This window comes from Bacteroidota bacterium (assembly GCA_013360915.1).
Classification (GTDB): Bacteria; Bacteroidota; JABWAT01; order JABWAT01; family JABWAT01; genus JABWAT01.
In genome coordinates this window covers 24,077-42,235 of record JABWAT010000008.1, presented here as the reverse complement: position 1 = coordinate 42,235, position 18,159 = coordinate 24,077, and the positions used below count along the sequence as shown (strand labels likewise).

17 protein-coding genes are annotated in these 18,159 nt (G+C 52.2%); 7 read left to right on the top strand and 10 right to left on the bottom strand.

All coding sequences use genetic code 11. The features are described from left to right. Positions 1-39 precede the first annotated feature (39 nt). On the top strand, positions 40-1,398 hold the full coding sequence (locus HUU10_10155; GenBank protein ID NUQ81961.1) for a hypothetical protein: 1,359 nt from the start codon (positions 40-42) through the stop codon (positions 1,396-1,398). A gap of 54 nt (positions 1,399-1,452) precedes the next feature. On the opposite strand, the gene galE is transcribed toward HUU10_10155, so the two are convergent. Genes galE through HUU10_10135 form a run of 4 tightly spaced genes read right to left on the bottom strand, consistent with a single transcriptional unit; the run spans position 1,453 to position 4,456 of the window. Further along, complete coding sequence (gene galE, locus HUU10_10150) at positions 1,453-2,475, bottom strand: UDP-glucose 4-epimerase GalE (GenBank protein ID NUQ81960.1); 1,023 nt, start codon at positions 2,473-2,475, stop codon at positions 1,453-1,455. Positions 2,476-2,526: 51 nt separating this feature from the next. Continuing rightward, entirely contained in the window at positions 2,527-3,306 is a 780-nt protein-coding gene (locus tag HUU10_10145) for a DUF4405 domain-containing protein (GenBank protein ID NUQ81959.1), read from the bottom strand. A gap of 58 nt (positions 3,307-3,364) precedes the next feature. Continuing rightward, positions 3,365-3,571, bottom strand: coding sequence for an Arc family DNA binding domain-containing protein (locus HUU10_10140; GenBank protein NUQ81958.1), 207 nt, complete (start codon positions 3,569-3,571; stop codon positions 3,365-3,367). Positions 3,572-3,583: 12 nt separating this feature from the next. Then, positions 3,584-4,456 (bottom strand): SPFH domain-containing protein, encoded by an 873-nt coding sequence (locus HUU10_10135; protein ID NUQ81957.1) that lies wholly within the window; start codon positions 4,454-4,456, stop codon positions 3,584-3,586. Positions 4,457-4,601: 145 nt separating this feature from the next. On the opposite strand from HUU10_10135, the gene murA reads away from it, so the two are divergent. From murA to HUU10_10120, 3 genes are read left to right on the top strand one after another with little or no spacing between them, the layout of a single operon-like run. After that, positions 4,602-5,897 (top strand): UDP-N-acetylglucosamine 1-carboxyvinyltransferase, encoded by a 1,296-nt coding sequence (gene murA / locus HUU10_10130; GenBank protein NUQ81956.1) that lies wholly within the window; start codon positions 4,602-4,604, stop codon positions 5,895-5,897. Continuing rightward, positions 5,894-6,238 (top strand): cation transporter, encoded by a 345-nt coding sequence (locus HUU10_10125; GenBank protein NUQ81955.1) that lies wholly within the window; start codon positions 5,894-5,896, stop codon positions 6,236-6,238. The genes murA and HUU10_10125 overlap by 4 nt, the downstream gene beginning before the upstream one ends. Further along, positions 6,210-7,115, top strand: coding sequence for a DUF1573 domain-containing protein (locus tag HUU10_10120; protein ID NUQ81954.1), 906 nt, complete (start codon positions 6,210-6,212; stop codon positions 7,113-7,115). Before HUU10_10125 ends, HUU10_10120 begins: the two co-directional genes overlap by 29 nt. 78 nt (positions 7,116-7,193) lie before the next feature. Here HUU10_10120 and HUU10_10115 read toward each other — a convergent pair whose 3' ends face one another. After that, a complete protein-coding gene (locus tag HUU10_10115) occupies positions 7,194-7,691 on the bottom strand; it encodes a hypothetical protein (GenBank protein NUQ81953.1) in 498 nt (165 codons plus the stop codon). 264 nt (positions 7,692-7,955) lie between these two features. On the opposite strand from HUU10_10115, the gene HUU10_10110 reads away from it, so the two are divergent. Genes HUU10_10110 through HUU10_10100 form a run of 3 tightly spaced genes read left to right on the top strand, consistent with a single transcriptional unit; the run spans position 7,956 to position 14,448 of the window. Further along, positions 7,956-8,816: an SDR family oxidoreductase gene (locus HUU10_10110; protein ID NUQ81952.1), complete on the top strand. Its 861-nt coding sequence runs from the start codon at positions 7,956-7,958 to the stop codon at positions 8,814-8,816. Then, on the top strand, positions 8,813-10,852 hold the full coding sequence (locus HUU10_10105; protein NUQ81951.1) for a hypothetical protein: 2,040 nt from the start codon (positions 8,813-8,815) through the stop codon (positions 10,850-10,852). Before HUU10_10110 ends, HUU10_10105 begins: the two co-directional genes overlap by 4 nt. Then, positions 10,819-14,448: a lamin tail domain-containing protein gene (locus HUU10_10100; protein ID NUQ81950.1), complete on the top strand. Its 3,630-nt coding sequence runs from the start codon at positions 10,819-10,821 to the stop codon at positions 14,446-14,448. Before HUU10_10105 ends, HUU10_10100 begins: the two co-directional genes overlap by 34 nt. A gap of 6 nt (positions 14,449-14,454) precedes the next feature. Here the strand turns inward: HUU10_10100 and HUU10_10095 are convergent, their stop codons facing one another. Genes HUU10_10095 through folP form a run of 5 tightly spaced genes read right to left on the bottom strand, consistent with a single transcriptional unit; the run spans position 14,455 to position 18,135 of the window. Next, positions 14,455-15,369, bottom strand: coding sequence for a sugar kinase (locus HUU10_10095; protein NUQ81949.1), 915 nt, complete (start codon positions 15,367-15,369; stop codon positions 14,455-14,457). An 18-nt stretch (positions 15,370-15,387) separates the two neighbouring features. Next, positions 15,388-16,020, bottom strand: a complete 633-nt coding sequence (locus HUU10_10090; GenBank protein NUQ81948.1) for a DedA family protein — start codon at positions 16,018-16,020, stop codon at positions 15,388-15,390. Between the two features lie 12 nt (positions 16,021-16,032). Continuing rightward, complete coding sequence (locus HUU10_10085; protein NUQ81947.1) at positions 16,033-16,680, bottom strand: protein-L-isoaspartate(D-aspartate) O-methyltransferase; 648 nt, start codon at positions 16,678-16,680, stop codon at positions 16,033-16,035. Next, on the bottom strand, positions 16,655-17,356 hold the full coding sequence (locus HUU10_10080) for a glycosyltransferase family 2 protein (GenBank protein ID NUQ81946.1): 702 nt from the start codon (positions 17,354-17,356) through the stop codon (positions 16,655-16,657). Before HUU10_10080 ends, HUU10_10085 begins: the two co-directional genes overlap by 26 nt. Next, positions 17,356-18,135 (bottom strand): dihydropteroate synthase, encoded by a 780-nt coding sequence (gene folP / locus HUU10_10075; protein ID NUQ81945.1) that lies wholly within the window; start codon positions 18,133-18,135, stop codon positions 17,356-17,358. Before folP ends, HUU10_10080 begins: the two co-directional genes overlap by 1 nt. Positions 18,136-18,159 lie beyond the last annotated feature (24 nt).

The following is an 18,159-nucleotide window of genomic DNA, read 5'->3' as shown; positions in this document are numbered from 1 at the left end:
GGTGGGTTCCATGGTACAACTGACGAAAGGACGGTCATCATGAAACTCTCTCTGCTTGCGGGCTCCGTGCTTGCACTACTACTGACGGCATCTGTTTCAGACGCCATGGTTTCCAACGGAAAACCAAAAAACCTTACTGCGCTGTCCACCGGAACGACCCATTCATCGGGTTCGATTTCCTGGCTGACCACCGAATCTGTTCCTGAAGAAGAACTTGAAATGTGGGTTCAGGCCCAGGCTGAACATCCCGAATTCAAAATGACAGGCGGAAGCCGGCAACTGTCTGCTTTTCTGGCCTCAGGTCTAAATTCTGATCCTGATCAGAATCTGAAGTCATTGAATAAGTACTTCGCCCAGATTGATCTGATTCAATCCGAAAAAGACATTGCCACAGCAGTTGGCATTCTTCACCGGATCGGAATTCCAGTGGTGTTCAGTATGACCCCAGCCGGCGATGATCACAATGCCATTGTTCTCAATCCGTTGCCCACACCTGCCTCTGAAAAACTATCACCTGCTGCGTATCTCGACTACCTCGACGAACTGAGTGGGATGACGATGGGTACTCTGATTATTACTCCAGAGGTTGCAAAGCAGATTGCGGCCATTGATGCCGCCATTCTTTCTGCCAGAAACGGAGAAATCAACGGACAGACGGTGGTTCCTGACCCATTCTTTAACTGGAACCAGTTCTGGACTCAGCTCCAGTTCGATCCATCCAGGTTTACCAGTGAAGCCCCGGCCAGTTTGTATAATCTGACCAACCGGATCAATTCCATTGCTGATCTTGATACATGGAAGGTCTATCTGAAATGGCGCCTCCTGGAAGCCATGGCGCCGGCCATCGGCGGCAATGTGGCGATGATCCATTACCAATATCTGGCACCGGGTGAGCGGACCCCAGCCCGCTGGCGGCAGGTGCTTGATGTGGCTGGTGAACTGTCGGGTGAAGGTATGTCGGGACATCTTTTTCCCAGACTGATCAGCAAGGAAGACAAATCACAGATCGTTTACCGGATTGAACTGGCCAAGGGCGAAGTGAAAAACCAGATTGCCCTCAGAACCGATCTGGATGAGTCCGAAAAAAACCGTCTGATCACCACACTGGATAATCTGACCATCCGCGTGGGGTCTCTTCCCGGAACCATTGCAGAAACCGATCTGTCGGCCAATGGCAACGATTGGATGAATAACATTCTACGGGCAGGTTCCTGCAAAACCAAACATTTGCTTTGCACAACCCATAGCCCTGATCAGGTACAATACGATGCCTTCCGCAATGAAGGGACTTTGTCCCGCGAACTCGTCGGTGACTTTCTGGCAACCGGATCTTATGATTCTTTTGAGCAGACTTTAACAGGAATGATTGGCGGCTGGATCGGATACGAGATCCTCTGAAAGTGATTCCATGAGATGGTGGTGGGGCTGTCTGGTGAACAGGCAGCCCTTTTTTTATTCTCTGAAACCGTTTGGATTCTGTTCCTGCCATCGCCAGGAATCGGCACACATTTCATCAAGGGACCTGGCGGCCTGCCATCCCAGTTCGATTCTGGCTTTTTCCGGATTGGCATAACAAGCCGGAACATCTCCCGGACGTCGTGAAACAATGCGGTAGGGGACTGGTTTTCCGCTGGCCTTTTCGAACGCCCGTATCACTTCCAGAACCGAATAACCTTCCCCTGTGCCCAGATTGTAAGTGACCAGACCGGGTGATGAAGACAGCTTATCAACCATCTTTACGTGCCCGATCGCCAGATCCACCACATGAATGTAATCCCGGATTCCGGTTCCATCGCGGGTGGGATAGTCGCCACCAAATACCTGGAGTTCCTGTCTGCGTCCGATGGCGACCTGTGTGACAAAGGGCATCAGATTGTTTGGAATTCCAGACGGATCCTCACCTATCAAACCACTTGGGTGGGCACCTACCGGATTGAAGTAGCGAAGCAAACCGATATTCCAGTCAGGATCAGAGGCATACAGGTCACGAAGAATATCCTCGGCCATCAGTTTGGTCCGTCCGTACGGATTGGTGACCGACAGCGGAAAGTCCTCGGTGATGGGAACCGTGGATGGATTTCCGTAAACAGTGGCTGAAGAACTGAAAACCAGGTTTTTTACACCTGCTTCCTTCATACCAGTCAACAGGTTCAGCGTGCCGGTCAGATTGTTGTTGAAATACATGAGCGGATTGGCTACCGATTCTCCCACTGCCTTGAAGGCAGCAAAATGAATGACTGCCTCAACGGGGACCATGGAGAACAGTTTTTTTACTTCTACGGGATCGGTCAGATCCATTTCAGAAAAACCGAATGAATGTCCGGAAATCTGTCTGATCCGATCCAGACAAACAGGATGACTATTTGAAAAATTGTCGGCGATGTGGACCTGATAGCCGGCTTTCAGCAATTCTACGACCGTGTGGCTGCCAATGTAACCGGCCCCGCCGGTGACCAGGATGTGACGAAGGGTCATGAGCTCTCTCAGAAATGGTGGTACTGTAAAGTTAACCGCCCGACAGACCGATCAGAAATCGTGGCGACGGCGATTTTTCCCTCCACCATAAGGCTCACCCATCAGGTCTTTGGCCAATTGACCGGGACGGATTCCCACCTGATCAGCCAATTCCCGCAGAGTGTCCGATTCCCGTGCTTTGATTCCCCGCCGGTTCAGTTCCTCAATGGCCGATTCAAGGTTGATGGATTCCGATTTGCAGAACTGTCTGAGGGTCATTTCTCCCCAGCCGCCACCAGTCCCGGATCCCTGTGAAACCGTTTGGTCTGGGCGTGGAGAGGGAACGATTTGCCGGGGCTCGCCAGCCGCCTTTTCCTGGTGTCCATAACGGTGATCGGTTGAATCGGAAATCACGGTATCGGTTGTGTCACTGCCGGTAACAGGCGTCTGGTGTCGGAAACTGTCGCGGGTTTCCTGCAGCCAGCCAGCGGGTCCCCAGTAGGAAACTGCCATCCAGCAGCAGATCAGAATCAACAGAAGCGCTGCCAGCAATTCACGCCAATGGGTCCGGGTCATCTGGTACTGATCGTAGCAGTAGTTTTTCAGTGCTCTCCAGTTCAGAACCGTATGAATCAGACTGGCGAGAATAAACAAAACCGATAACCAGTTGTGCAGACTCTGCCACTGAGATTTGGTTAACCAGAGAAACTCCCAGTTAACCGTCCGGACAATCCGGTTAGATGGGGAAATAAATAGGACCAGTCCGGTCAGAACCAGAATCAGGAATCCGGTAAAAAGAGTCTGGCTGATAAAGGGACGTAATTGCCAGTTGGAGTGAGGGTAAGTGTTCATGGATGGCTCCGTTTTTTTCTTTAGAGCCACCCATGAAATAAAAAGTTAAAAACGTCTTTTATGGTTCTGCTTCTTTTGTCGGTTCCGGAGGGGAAGGCGGATGTGTTTTCCGGTGCCCTTTCCATTGCCTGACTGATTCCCGGAGAAGGTATTCAATCTGTCCGTTCAGGCTTCTGAGTTCATCAGAAGCCATCCGGTTCAGGTCTTCCCACAGCCGGGGATCAATCCGAAGGACCAGTGATTTTTTCTCGGATTTTTCCGACATAGCCAGTCCGGATCAGTACAATGAACCTGTATTCACTACCGGAGTGGTTGCGCGTTCACTGCACAGAACCACCAGCAGGTTGCTGACCATACTGGCTTTCCGTTCTTCATCCAACTCCACAATACCATCTGCCCGCAGCTTCTGTAAGGCCATCTGAACCATCCCAACGGCCCCATCAACAATTTTCTGACGGGCCGCAATAATAGCCTCAGCCTGTTGGCGCTGAAGCATGGCTCCGGCAATTTCCGGGGAATAAGCCAGGTGGTTGATCCGAGACTCAAGAATCTCGACACCGGCCGATTGAACCCGTTCCTGTATTTCATGCTGCAGCCGGTCACACACCTCGTCAATACTCGACCGAAGACTTTGCTCCTCGCCTTCATAATTGTCGTAATTATATGAAGTGGCCACATGCCTGATGGCTGACTCGGCCTGAACGTGAACAAATTCAAGGTAATTGTCCACATCAAAAATGGCCTGAGCTGTTTCACGGATCCGCCAGACCACCACCGCAGAAATTTCGATTGGATTCCCCTTCTTGTCGTTCACCTTAAGCTTCTGACTGTCGAAGTTTCTGGCTCTGAGTGACAATTTCTTGCGTTCAAAAAGCGGATTGGTCCACCGCAGACCGGTATCGCGGGTGGTACCGGCATAGCTTCCGAAAAAGACGAGAACGGCAGCCTCATTGGGTTCGAGGGTAAACAGGCCGGCAAAGCAAACCAGCGTGATGATTGCAGCCAGAATCAGGATTCCCAAAAGCCAGGGATTGGGAGAACCCGCCTGGATTAATTGTACGATCAGAACGCCTTCTGCAACCAGAAGGGCAATCAGGATTGCCAGAATGGTCCATCCGTTGGCAGTCCGGTTCAGTTTTTCAGTGGTCATGGTTTTCTCCTTTGAAGTGATACTAAATTGATATCACCGTGATACGAATGTCATGAATCGGAGGTTTCATGTCAAGAAGAAGAAACAGAAAAAGGTCCGATTTGAATTCATGTCCGAAAATGAAGACATTCGGGCAGAGGTCTATATGGATAAATTTGTCATTGAAGGAGGAAAAAACCTCCGCGGAACCATTGCAGCATCGGGTTCGAAAAATGCATCACTTCCTCTGATGGCCGCCTCATTGCTGGCCAGAGGAACATTCACCATTCATCACACTCCCGATCTTCAGGATGTTCACACCCTTTCTAACTTGCTTCGGATTATCGGGTGCCGTGTTCAGTTTACCCGTGAAACCCAGGATCTGCTCATCAACACCGAGCATGTTCATCATTACGAGGCTCCGTACGAGTTGGTGAAAAAAATGCGGGCCAGTATCTACGTGCTCGGTCCGCTGCTTGCCAGGTATGGTTATGCACGGGTGAGTTTACCGGGAGGATGTGCCTGGGGTCCACGGCCGGTGGATCTGCATATTGAAGGAATGAAACAACTGGGTGCCGAGGTTGATCTTGATGGTGGTTACATCATCGCGAAAAAAGATCGACTGGTGGGAAATCGCATCAAATTCCCGATCAGCTCGGTGGGTGCCACCGGAAATGTCCTGATGGCAGCGGTGCTGGCAAAAGGCGAATCTCTGATTGAAAATGCAGCCATTGAACCAGAAATCGTGGCACTTGAAGAATTTCTGGTTGCCATGGGAGCAAAAATTCAGGGCGTAGGCACACGCACCCTGACCGTTCAGGGAGTGGATTCATTGTATCCGACCCATTTTAATAACATTCCTGACCGTATCGAAATCGGTACTTTCATGGTTGCGGCCGGACTGACCCGGGGAGATGTGACCATTACCAATGTTATCCCCGATCATATCCGGTCTGTTGCTGATCATCTGGAACAATCCGGATGCAGGATTGAATGGGGAACCTCACAGGTACGCGTGACGGGTGGCGAACAGATTCGTCCTGTCAATGTCATTACAGATGTCTTTCCCGGATTTCCGACCGATATGCAGGCGCAGTGGATTGCCTATATGACGCAGGCCAATGGCCCGAGTACGCTGGTCGATCAGATCTACTTTGACCGGTGGAAACACGTTCCCGAACTGGAGCGGCTGAATGCCCGTCTGAAAACCGATGGAAATGCATGCAAGATCGAAGCGCCTGCTGTGCTGAAAGGCGCGACCGTCATGTCCACCGACCTTCGTGCTTCCGCAACCCTTATTCTGGCTGGTTTGGTTGCAAAGGGAACCACCGAGGTTCTTCGGGTGTACCATCTGGACCGGGGATATGAGTCACTTGAAAAGAAACTGGCCGCGCTGGGTGCCGGCATCCGGCGTGAGCACTATGAAGAGTTTTCAAAATCTGATGTTCAGGAGGAATCATGAAACGCTGGCAAATATGGCCGGGCTTACTTGTTTTATTGTTGTTCACCGGTCTGGCCTGCAGCAAATCTGATACTGCAGGTTCCGATTTACTGGTAGATGAAATTTCCACACCAGGTGTTCAGTGCAGCATGTGCGAGGCAACCATCAGCGCTGCGTTGAAAAAGATCGATGGGGTCAAAAAGGTGGATGTGGATCTGAAAAAGAAAATGGTGCTGGTGGCACATACAGAAGGGGTCACCCGAGAAATGATTCTGAACGTTGTCTCTGCCAGCGGTTATGATGCTGATCATGTGAAGAAGGATGAAAAAAGCTATGAAAATCTCCCTGAATGTTGTAAGTAAGGCTTTACTGGCCGGTCTTCTGGCAGTTGCTCCCTCCATTGCATCAGGGCAGTATAAAGTCGAGCCTTCCGAAGTGGTCGATCTTGGAGAAATCGAAGAGGGTAAGGTGGTCACGGTCGATTTTAAAATTACCAATCAGTCTGCAGCCACCCACACGGTCGGTCCGGTTAAAACAAGTTGCGGTTGTACCACGGCTGAGCCTTCACTGAAGGAAATCAAACCTGGTGAGACCACAGTGGTAACGGCCAGTTATGATTCCAAAAACCGTCCTGGTCCGTTCAACCGCGAGATAACTGTATTTATGAATGGATCCGGGTCGAAACCGGTTACTGTTTTCATGAAGGGTGAAGTAGTCTCTCCGTCAGGCCCCCGGCTAGTTCTTGATGCCAACCGGATCAATCTGGGTGTTCAGGCCTTCCGACAGCGGGTGACCGTATCGGTCCCGATCAGAAACAAGGGAACCGAACCATTGGTGGTGCAAACGGCCGAACTCGACAAGAAAAACATCCTGAAAGAACCCCTCTCTGTTCCGCCTGGCTCATCCTATACATTGGCCGTTGACGTCCCCTCGCCTGAAACAGAGGGTATGTACTCGGGCGTTCTTACCCTGACAAGTAACGATCCTTCACGCCGGCGTGCAGTGATATCGGTTCTCGGCTGGTACGAACAGCGTCAGGGAGTGGTGGTGGTCCCCGAACGGGAAGTGAACGATCAGGTCATTGTGCGGGTGACCAGTTATATCAGCAAACCGGTTATGATCAGTGAACTGATGCCTGCCGGCAGCTATCAGATTCTGGCGGGTAAAGAAGTGCTGCAGCAGGGAGAAGGCGCGCTTCTTCAGGTTAAAAAGGGAACCGAGGTCCGGTACCGGCTATAAAAAGAAAAAGTCCGGCTCAAACGAACCGGACTTTTTCTGTGGAAGGGTCACCCAGCTTAAAACCGGATGAAGATTACATCACTTGATCTCACTTGCTTTGACAATGTATCCCTCACGACGGCCCAGCCATTTGCTGACCTCGTAACTGAAGGAAAGAATATCGGCTGACCGGGCATACCGCTTGTTCATGGTATCACGGACGACCAAAGGAATAATGGCATAGACGGTATCACCGTAACTGTACTCAGCCTCGAAATTGTGGGGACGAAGCATATCACGCGAAAGAGCCAATGTCCAGCCATCCACGGTTGAGCCCGAGGCTGTGGTAAATGGCGTGTCATCGGTCTGTCCCTCGACGGGATTGTAAGAAGTAAACGTCACTGTATCCATGGAGCCCCGCAATTTTAACCGGTTGGCTTCAAGACTTTGACGCGTGAGAATCAGAGAATCCTGCAGGGCACTGATCCGTTCACGATATTGACTGGTTGATTGGAAATGACCAAAACCGAAGGAAGATACCATCAGAGCGCCAAACAGCAGAACCACGGTCGAGCGCTGAATCGTTTTTCTCGGCATGTGTCTCTCAGATTAGTTGAACATACGACGACCGTACCACTTACAAATGCCGTGCCAAATGGAAGCGCTTTTATTAAGATATGTTTATCTGGATGCCAAATTGAGGCATCCGGGAGGGCTCACGTGGACCCGGGTTCTGTTTTTTGTGTAACTGGTCACGCCGGAGGTCAATTATCACCTTCCTTTCATCGCCGGGGTGTATACTATTCTGGACGCAAAGCCGCCTGACAAGGGAAAAACAGGAAAAACGGCAGGAGAAAGCAGATGTTTCAGCCTACTTTATTAGACAACCGGGTTATCCTGATTACCGGGGGCGGCACCGGACTTGGACTCAGCATGGCCCGGGCCATGGCGGGCTATGGGGCCAGAATCGTGATTTCAAGCCGCAAAAGAGAGGTTCTGGAGGCTTCTGCTGAAGCATTGGCCTCGGAAGGACTCAACATCGGATTCCGGGTTTGTGATGTCAGAAATTCTGACCAGGTGGCAGAAATGATCGCGTCGGTTGTAGAGGAATATGGACAACTGGATGGATTGATCAATAACGCGGCGGGTAATTTTATCTCACCAACTCAGCTTTTATCCCCGAAAGGGTTCGATGTGGTGGTTGATATTGTACTCAGAGGAACGTTCTATTGCACCCATGCCGCTGGCCGGTACTGGCTCGAAAACCGGCTACCGGGTGTCGTTTTAAATATTTCGACCACTTATGCCGATTCCGGGAGTGGATTTGTGGTTCCCTCTGCCTGTGCAAAAGCAGGTGTCAATGCCCTGACCCGGTCTCTGGCAGCGGAATGGGGTGGCAACGGAATCAGGGTAAACGCCATTGCCCCCGGCCCCATCCCGACAAAAGGCGCGTTTTCCCGGCTGCTTCCCGATGAATCTTGGGAACAGGTGATGAAGAACCGCATTCCGGGCGGAACATTTGGTACCCATGAAGACCTGACCAATCTGGCTGTCTTTCTCATGTCCCCGCTCAGCCGTTTTATCAACGGAGAGGTGATCCGGTTAGATGGCGGAGAACAATTAAACGGGGCCGGTCAGTTTAATCCGCTCCGGGCCATCCCCGAAGACCAATGGCCCGAACTGGCCAGAAAAATGCGCCAGGGAGGCGGCTCGCGATCATGACCGACAAGTGGCTGGAACTCTCTCCTGACTGGTTCTCATGGTATCTTTTGGTCCTGACCATTGTTTCCTGCTGGCTGTCCATCTGGTCCTACCGCAGGGTAAGGCCGGAATTGCCTCCTTCCTTCCGCCTCCTGCTCATTTCACTCAGGTCAGTGGTTCTGATTCTTATTGGATCGCTGGCGGTTCACCCGGTGATCCGAAGTTCCGTTTCAATGAATGCCTATCCATCGGTGACGGTCTGGATTGACCAGAGCCGCAGTATGAACAACTGGTGGACCGATGCCACTCGCACTGATGTGATTTCACGCATTCAGGACCTTGCCAGTGATTCGGTGAATCTGTCCGTCCGTTTTTTTGGTTCATCGGTTTCAGAGTTACCTGATACGACTGCATCCATGACCTCGCAGACCCGGTTCAGTCCGGTTGTAAAATCGGCAGGGAACGGATTGAATCTGGTGGTCACCGATGGTCGGTTTGATGACCAGGAGTGGTTTTTTACCGAACCGGTGGGGCACTGGGATGCCTGGATGGTGGGAGACACCACCCAGCCAGCTGGATTTATGCTTCAGCCTCTGTCGCGTGAACAGATGACCGGATTTACCGGCGATACCCTACGCCTGCCATTGAATGTAACCTGGCGTTCGGTTCCTTCCGATTCAGTCAGGGTGATGTGGACAGGTGGAGCCACAGGAGCCAGTGATTGGATCGTATCTGAATCGGGGGCAGGCAATCAGCTGATCCGGATTCCGGTGGTCAGTCAGAACCCCGGAACCGTTGTGGTTCAGGTCAGGCTGGAAGGCTCTTCCGCCATCAGAAGTCAAGGTGAGACCATCCGCATCCGGATCAGAGAACGTTACCGTGATGTCTGGATACTGGCGCATGAACCACAGCCGTTCATCGGGTTTATTCACCGTCAGGCCCTTGCAGCCGGCGCAAAAAATGCCGGTATTTTTTATGATACCAGGGAGTTAACTCCTTCACGGTTTTCCTCTGCACCACCAGCCGGATTTACCGGTTTGATCATTGCAGTCAACTATCCTTCCGTTGAAACCAGGACTATCTCAGGATTCAGGTCCCTGACCGAAAAAAATCCGGTCTTGCTCGTCTCCTCGGTTCCTCTAATTTCTGGTGCGTTACCCGACTGGGTTCCTCCTTTCAGAATTATCCCCGAACCCTTTAACAGGAAACCCTGGATGCCAGCACCGGTTGAAGGACGAACCGGACTCCTGTCGGGTTGGACTCCCGAAGAAATTGGCCGGATGCCACCACATCAGACGGCTCTGATGGCCGTTCCGGGGGTTCGTGGTGAGTCGGCACAACTCAATATTGCAGGAACCATTCTGGATTTTCCGGTGGCATGGTCGGGTACCGGGCTTCCCAAACGTGCATGGGTTGCTGCCGGGGCCTGGGATGATTGGGACCGGCTGGAAGCACTGAATGGGAGATCTCCTTCCGGTATGGCATCCGGGTTCCGTTTGCTCATTCGCGATTTGCTGACTCCGGCCGATGAAGATCCTTTCTCTGTTTCCTTCCAGCCTTCGGGAAGCGGTACCGATCTGAAGGCCACCGTGGTTCTGAATCCGGATCGGATTTCCTGGCCAGCGGATTCTCTGGTTGCCTGGCTAACACCAGGTGATCTGCCCGAGGTGCGATTGCAGCCCGAGACAAAAACCTCCTTTGGCGCTTTGTTCCGGCCACCGGGCTCGGGATTTTTTAACTGGAAAGCAAGGCTGGTTCAACCGGATGGCCGGACAGAGATCATGACAGGCACTTACCAGCCTGGAAAATTGGACTCTGAAACCTCTGTAGACTATGCATCCACAGAACCTTTCAGAACGTGGGCTTCTGGCACCGGCGGTCAGACTTACACGGGGTTACCCGATCTACAAACAATTAAAGAACGATTAAATTCCCTGGCAAAACCAGAAATCCGTTCACGTGTGTTGGATAGCTGGGATCAGGTCGGTATTTTTCTGCTGATCCTGATTCTATTGACAACCGAATGGATAATCCGAAAACGGCTGGGAGCCTTGTAGGCCGCTGGCTCTTTTTTATTTGTCTGGCATCCGGCAGTTCTCTGCAGGCCCAACCGGTCATTACCGAGGTCATGTTCCGTCCATTGGATGCTGACAGCGAATATGCAGAGTTTTTCAATCCGGGTGCCGATTCTCTCGATCCGGCCGCAATCCGGTTCCGGGACGGATACAGCACAACGTCCCTGATTCATGTGGCGGGCCCACCAAAAATTCCTCCCCGTTCACATGCGCTTCTGATTGATAAGGATTATTTCCTGGCCGGAAATCCTCGTCATTATGAACAGGTGATTCCGCCCGGGACACCGGTTTTCAAAACCAGTAATGCCAGTATCGGCAATGGTCTGGGCAATACCTCTGACTTCCTTTGCATTCTCTCGGCCTCAACGGGCGATACACTTTCATCGATCAGTTGGCAAGTAACGGTTCCGGCGGGATTTTCCATTGAGCGGCGGCATCCTGCAGGCCCTCCGGGACAGTTTTTCCCGGGAGCAAACTGGATTCAATCCGTCCTGACTCATGGTACCCCAGGGCAGCCGTATGCAGGAGACATCCCGGTTCTCACCGATGCCTCACTGGTTTCGGTCCATCAGTCAGGCGATACAGCGGGCCATGTCATCCTCACAAACATCGGAATCCTCCCAGCCACACCAGTGACCATTTCACTTTCAGATCCATCAGGTGAGCTGCTTTTTATTTCAAACCCGTTCACCGTCCCTGCTGGCGGAGAGAGTCATCAACCGTTTTCAATCCGGCGCCTGCCCCAGGGATTATACCCGATTGTTGCACGGATCAGTGGAGATACCGGCGATAAAAACAATGACTCACTCCTGATAAACTGGAAGGTGGAAGCCACCGCCGCACGGGATATCCGGATGGACTCCGTTTCGTTTGACGGATGGGTACAGGTTGGTCGTCCGGTTAATGTGAAGGTCACCCTGAAAAGTGCCGGGTGGTTGCCGACCGGTGCCGGAACGGTTCGTTTCAAACCCGGAAATGAATTCCTGGCTCCCCTTGGTGTCGAAAATATCGGGCCGGGTCAGAGCCAGACAATCACATTCCGTTGGATACCTGCTCAGTCCGGACCGATTCAATACTCTGCTGAGTGGGAAGGGTCGGATGATGTACCCGAAAACAACCGGTCAGAAGGGTGGGTCACCGTTGAAAAGGCCTGGCCTCTGAACGACCTGCGGTTGACTGAAGTGATGGCCAATCCGGATGGATCCGACTACGGAAATGAATTTATCGAACTCACGAATCTGCATCCGACAGATAGTTTGCCTGTCAGCATCATCACTTTCCGGAATGGATCAGCCACCTTTCAGATCGAACCGGTTTCCCAACCAGGTAAAAGACTTGGGCCCGGACAAACGCTGGTAGTATTCTGTGAAAGCTGGTTCAGCCTTCCCGATCGGCTGTACACAGATCTGGAAGGAAAAACAGGTTGTGTGATTGCAAAATCGGAGCCTGCCTTTTCCTTGACCAACCGGAATGGTTCATTGGAGGTTTTTGCCGATTCGGTCGCCTCGGATTCCTTTACCTGGGGACGGGATGCCGGCGATGGACGGTCCTGGGAACGGGTGGCGGTCCCTCAGGCGCATGTGAACCGTTTCTGGCAACCTTCGCCCGACCTGAATGGGAATCCGGGAAAGTGGGCACCGCCGCCGTTACAGAAAATCAGCAGCCGGTGGATCAGGAGACTGTCAGCCACGGTGGGAGTAAACGGGTTTTCTGTTACAGGGAAGATCCAATTCACCGGTTCGGATACCCTCAGGCACACCACCCTGGAAGGGAAACTGGTTTACCGGAATCTGTCTGGTTCACGGCCCGTGGAAGTGTATATCTCTGATCTTAACCAGCTCATTTGTTTTGGTGATTCCGTCGAAACCGGTTTTTCGGATATCAATGCCTCTCCGGGCTCTTACCAATTTATCATGTCGATTCAGACAACCGGTGTAACCGTTGCCAGAGATACTGTGGATGTAACCCTTCCCTTCACCCCGGGAACCCTGAAAATGACCGAAATATCGTCGGGAGCAACGGGTGTTCCGTCCTTTGTGGAATTGGTTAATGACTCGGAGTACCCGGTCTATCCCGATGAGATTAAGATCGGGTGGAAGACCGGGCCCCGCTCATCCGTGTCTCCATCCAACTCCCCGATATGGCCGGGTGGAAGGTGCATTCTGTTGAAAAAGGATGAACCGGTTCCATCGGGCGCAACCGGAAAAGTGATCTGGTGTGCCTCTTTCCCGGACCTTCTTTCCGGATCGGGAACCCTGACACTGACCAGTCCGCAAGGTTCTGTGATCGATTCGGTCTTTCTGCCGCCCGGATGGCTTCAGCCCGGATATAGTTATGAACGGGTCGATTCTTTGGGACTGGTGGACTGGCGAACGTCCCGCTGGCCCGGGGGATCACCGGCACAACCCAACACCTGGCCGGTCCGGTTTCTGGATGTGGCTTTGGCGGGAATGGAAAAGGCTGATGCATTTCCCGATGAACCCTTGAATCTGTCCCTGACGATCAGGAATACAGGCCTTGCCCCCGCAGAAAGACTTCAGGTGAGAGGCTGGTTCCTCTCTGATGCCGGTACAGTCGATTCGCTTGGGATTTGGAATGCTCTGGAATACCTCAATCCGGGTGATTCGGTGGTGGTTCCCTTTTCACTCCGGGCAGACCAGTCGGGTCGTTGCCGGTTTGTAGCTGACTTTCCGCCCGATGAACGTCCATCATCCAATGTAATTGAAATTCCGGTTCATTTTCATGAGGGGATTGGCGTGGTGGTGAATGAATTTCTTTCTGATCCGGGCAAAGGGTCCGATGGCAGAGTGGGTCCGGACTGGATTGAATTGCTGAATACAGGAAGTCGCCCGGTCGCCCTCAAAGCGTGGGCTGTTCGCGATGGGGCCGGGAATCAGGTGTGGCTTGACGAAGAGTTGAACCTCCTTCCCGGTGAGTACCTGGTTGTGGCAGATGACAGCACCTTTTTTTCACGCTGGAAAACCGATACTCTGACCAGTCGGGTGGTGATTCTGTCTGATCGGCTGGATCTGAATGCCGGAGAAGATTCAATTCTGATTAAGGATGAATGGGGATACCGGATTGAGTCGGTGGGTTACCGCCCGGATTGGCACCATCCCGATCTAGAATCCACGACCGGGATATCGTTGGAGCGTAGACGATCGGATCTGCCAGCGGAAATGGCAGGAAACTGGAATAGTTCGGGAGATCAGTCCGGAGGAACACCCGGCAGAAAAAATTCAGTGGCGGCCGATATGCAAAAGCCGGGATCCGGGCGGTTAACCGCCACCCCCAATCCCTTTTTTCCCGATGAAGGTGAAGCATGTGAGATCAGCTGGCGGTTACCGGCTGGTATCTATACTGCTGATTTGCGGGTTTTTGATATCATCGGCAGGGAACTGGATCCGGTCATGCCGGTTGGTCCGGTGGCCGAGAACGGGGTGGTCTTCTGGATGGGCAGGCATCAGGGCCGGCGGGTACCGGCCGGCCCTTACATCATCCTTCAGTCATTCAGAAACCAGCTGACCGGTGAGCAGACCACCAGAAAACTGGTGGTGGTGGTTGGTTGCCGTTTGTAAGCCGGTTTAATCCGGATCGAACCGGCAGAGATTGTTGAACTGGCGGTACCGGTGATTGATATCCTGCATGGTCAGATCCTGCAACCGCTCCAGGCTGAATTTTTCAACCGAGAAAGATGCCAGCGTTGAACCATAAACCACCGCGCGGCGAAGGTTGGCATTGTCCAGTTTTCCCTGTTTGGCAATGTAACCAGCAAAGCCTCCCATAAAGGTATCACCGGCGCCGGTCGGGTCGAAAATATCTTCAAGCGGAAAGGCGGGTGCACTGAAAACTTCATCCTGCGTAAACAGCAGGGCTCCGTGTTCACCCTTTTTGATAATAAGCGTGTGTGGGCCCATGGCCATGATTTTCCGGGCGGCTCTGATCAGGTTATACTCCCCGGCCAGTTCACGCGCTTCGGAATCGTTAATGCTGAGCAGATCGACCCGGGCCAGTGTTTTTACTAGCTCATCATAAGCCCCGGTGATCCAGAAATTCATGGTATCAGCAATGACCAGCTTTGGGTTAATCACCTGATCGAGAACCTGTCTTTGCAGGATGGGGTGTATATTACCCAGACAAACAATATCGGCCTGACGGGCTGCTTCAGGAATAATCGGATTGAAAGATTCAAACACATTCAGCTGAGTGTCGAGTGTATCGCGGGTATTCAGGTCAAAATGATACCGGCCGTGCCAGCGGAAGGTTTTTCCTTCCTCGATGATCTGCAATCCGTTCAGATTGATTCCCCGGTCTTTGAGAAAATCTATATGAACTTTTGGGAAGTCACCGCCAACCACACCAACCAGATGGATATCCTGATAAAAAAACGAGGCAGCAGCGGTGATAAAGGTTGCCGATCCGCCCAGGGCGTCATCAGCTTTTCCAAACGGTGTTTCAATGGTATCGAGGGCAACTGACCCGACGACAAGCAGACTCACAGACGATCCTTTCCAGACTTATAAAAGTTTCAGAGCAGCAAAACCAAGAATCAGCAGGGCTGTTCCGGCTAACAGAATTTTATCGAAGTAATTATCAATAAATGATTTGATTTTCGGTCCGATAAAGTAGATGAACGTGGCGACCAGGTAAAACCGGCCTGCGCGTCCGATGACCGATGCAAATACAAAGGCCGGCAGGGCCATCCCGAAGAATCCCGCCGCAATGGTAAACACCTTGTAGGGAATTGGGGTGAATCCGGCAATAATCACTGCCCAGACCCCATATTCAAGGAAATAATTTCGTGCAGTTTCCAGCATGACATCACCCGGTTTTCCGGCAATCCACCCGATGAATTCCATGATGTAAATTCCGATCAGGTCATAGGCCCACAGCCCGATGAAGTAACCAGCCACGCCACCCAGTACGGAGAAAACTGTGGAAATAAAGGCGAACATATACGATTTCTTCGGTTGCAAAACCGCAAGAGGAATCATGAGAAAATCGGGGGGAATCGGAAAGAAACTGCTTTCGATAAACGAGATAAAGGCAAGCCACCAGCGACTGTGAGCATGATTGGCCTTTTCTTCGACCCAATGTTTCAGGCGGTAGGACCAGCCGGTAAATGAGGACGCAATGGCTTTAATTGGCATACGCTTTTCCAGTCAGGATTTCCAGCCGTGAACACCGATCAGCGGCACAAATTTGAACCCTTCGATGGTGTCGGTGTGGGTTCGGTTGTCATCGAGCAGCCTGATTACTTTCAGGTTCTGAATCCGTTCATCACCGACCGGAATGACCAGCCGTCCGCCGGGTTTCAGTTGCTTAATCAGTGAATCAGGTACAACAGGAGCCCCGGCCGTCACCACAATGCCATTATACGGGGCATAGTTTGACCATCCAAGAGTCCCGTCGGCACACCTGAACACCACACGGTATCCAAGGGTTTCAAGCAGGGTTCTGGCCTGGTTCATCAGTTCCAGATGACGTTCGATGGTAAAGACCTGACACCCCATGGTTGCAAGAATGGCTGCCTGGTAACCCGACCCCGTCCCGATTTCAAGAATACGGTCTCCGGGCTGAACGCCCAGTGCCTGTGTCATCACGGCCACTGTGTAAGGCTGTGAAATGGTCTGATTCAGTCCGATGGGGAGGGCCACGTCTTCATAGGCCCGGTGAATCAGTGCTGACTGAACAAACCGGTGTCTGTGAACAGAGGCGATGGCCGCCAGCACACGGTCGTCTGAAATCCCCTTTTTTCTGAGGATGTCTGCCAGTTCCTGTCGTTCACGATTGAAGGCGTGGTCGGCCATTCCGTTCCCAGCTAAAAGACAAAAGCCACAAAGTTACAAATTTCCGGATGGTCTCCCAAGGACGAATGTGGCTATGGCTGGAATTGTAAATGGTTGAAACGGGAATCCAGTCAACTTTACAACCATTCAGGAGGGCTTTCATGATCATTTCCGTTTCGAACAGATAACCGGTGTCATTCCAGTTGAAGCGGGGAAGTGATTCCAGGCGGAAGGCACGGAATCCACACTGAACATCCGGAACAGGATGGCGGCATCGAAGGGCTGTCAGAAAGGAACTGAGCCGGTTGCTCAAACGCCTCTGAACAGGCATGGGCGGGTCGAAACGACGTTTTCCGACAATCAGATCGGTGTCGGGGTACCGGTTCAAATGGGCGATGAAAAGGGGTAAATCATCCGGGTCATGCTGCAGGTCGGCATCCATGCAAAGGACCCATCCTCCCCTGATGTGCTTCAGTCCGGTCTGGATGGCAGCCCCTTTCCCCTCATTTTTCTCCTTACTCAGAAGCAGACAGTTCGGGGGGAATAATAGTTGGCCGGTGCCGTCGTTGCTGCCATCATCCACAATGATCACGGAAATATCCGGGGCCACTTTTCCGATTTTTTCCATCAGATCGGGCAAATACGAGGCAGCCTGAAAGGCTGGAATCAGGATGGTCATCGGCTGGTTGACAGGCATCAGGACACCTTTTCCATGAAGGAAAGCAGTTTCAGCATATCAACAGTTTCGGCCACATCATGGACACGGAGCAGCCGGGCACCGCCCAGACAGGCCTGAAACTCAAGAATTTTAGAGCCAATCACCCGTTCACCGGCCGGTTTGCCGGTTACCAGGCCAATCATACTTTTTCTGGAAAGTCCGACAACAAGCGGCTGACCGGAATGGCACAGGCGAGGCAGGTTTTTTAAGAGTTGATAGTTGTGTTCCAGCGTTTTTCCGAAACCGAAACCGGGATCCCTGAAAACGGCAGGGACACCTGCTTCAAGCGCCAACCGGCACTGCGTGTTCAGAAAACCAGCCACCTCGGCTACCACATCCTGATACACCGGGTTGGCCTGCATGGTTTTTGGGGTTCCCTGTATGTGCATGACAATGTAACCAGCACCCGAGCGGGCCACCACTTGGATCATTCCCGGATCAAAAGTACCACCCGATATGTCATTGATCACGGCAGCGCCTTGCTCCAGACAACGGGCTGCCACTGCTGATTTGGTGGTATCAATGGATAAAACGGCATCAGGACGGTGCTTCAGAATTCCTTCTATCACCGGGAGCAGCCGGTCCGATTCCAGTGATTCAGGAACAGGTGCGGCTCCCGGACGGGTGGATTCTGCACCCAGATCCAGCCAGTCGGCACCCTCGGAGAGTAATTTCAGACCATGTTCAATGGCGGCGTCTGCCATCAGATACCGGCCGCCATCCGAGAAGGAGTCGGGGGTGATATTGACGATCCCCATAATCAGCCGGCTGGTTTCCAGTTT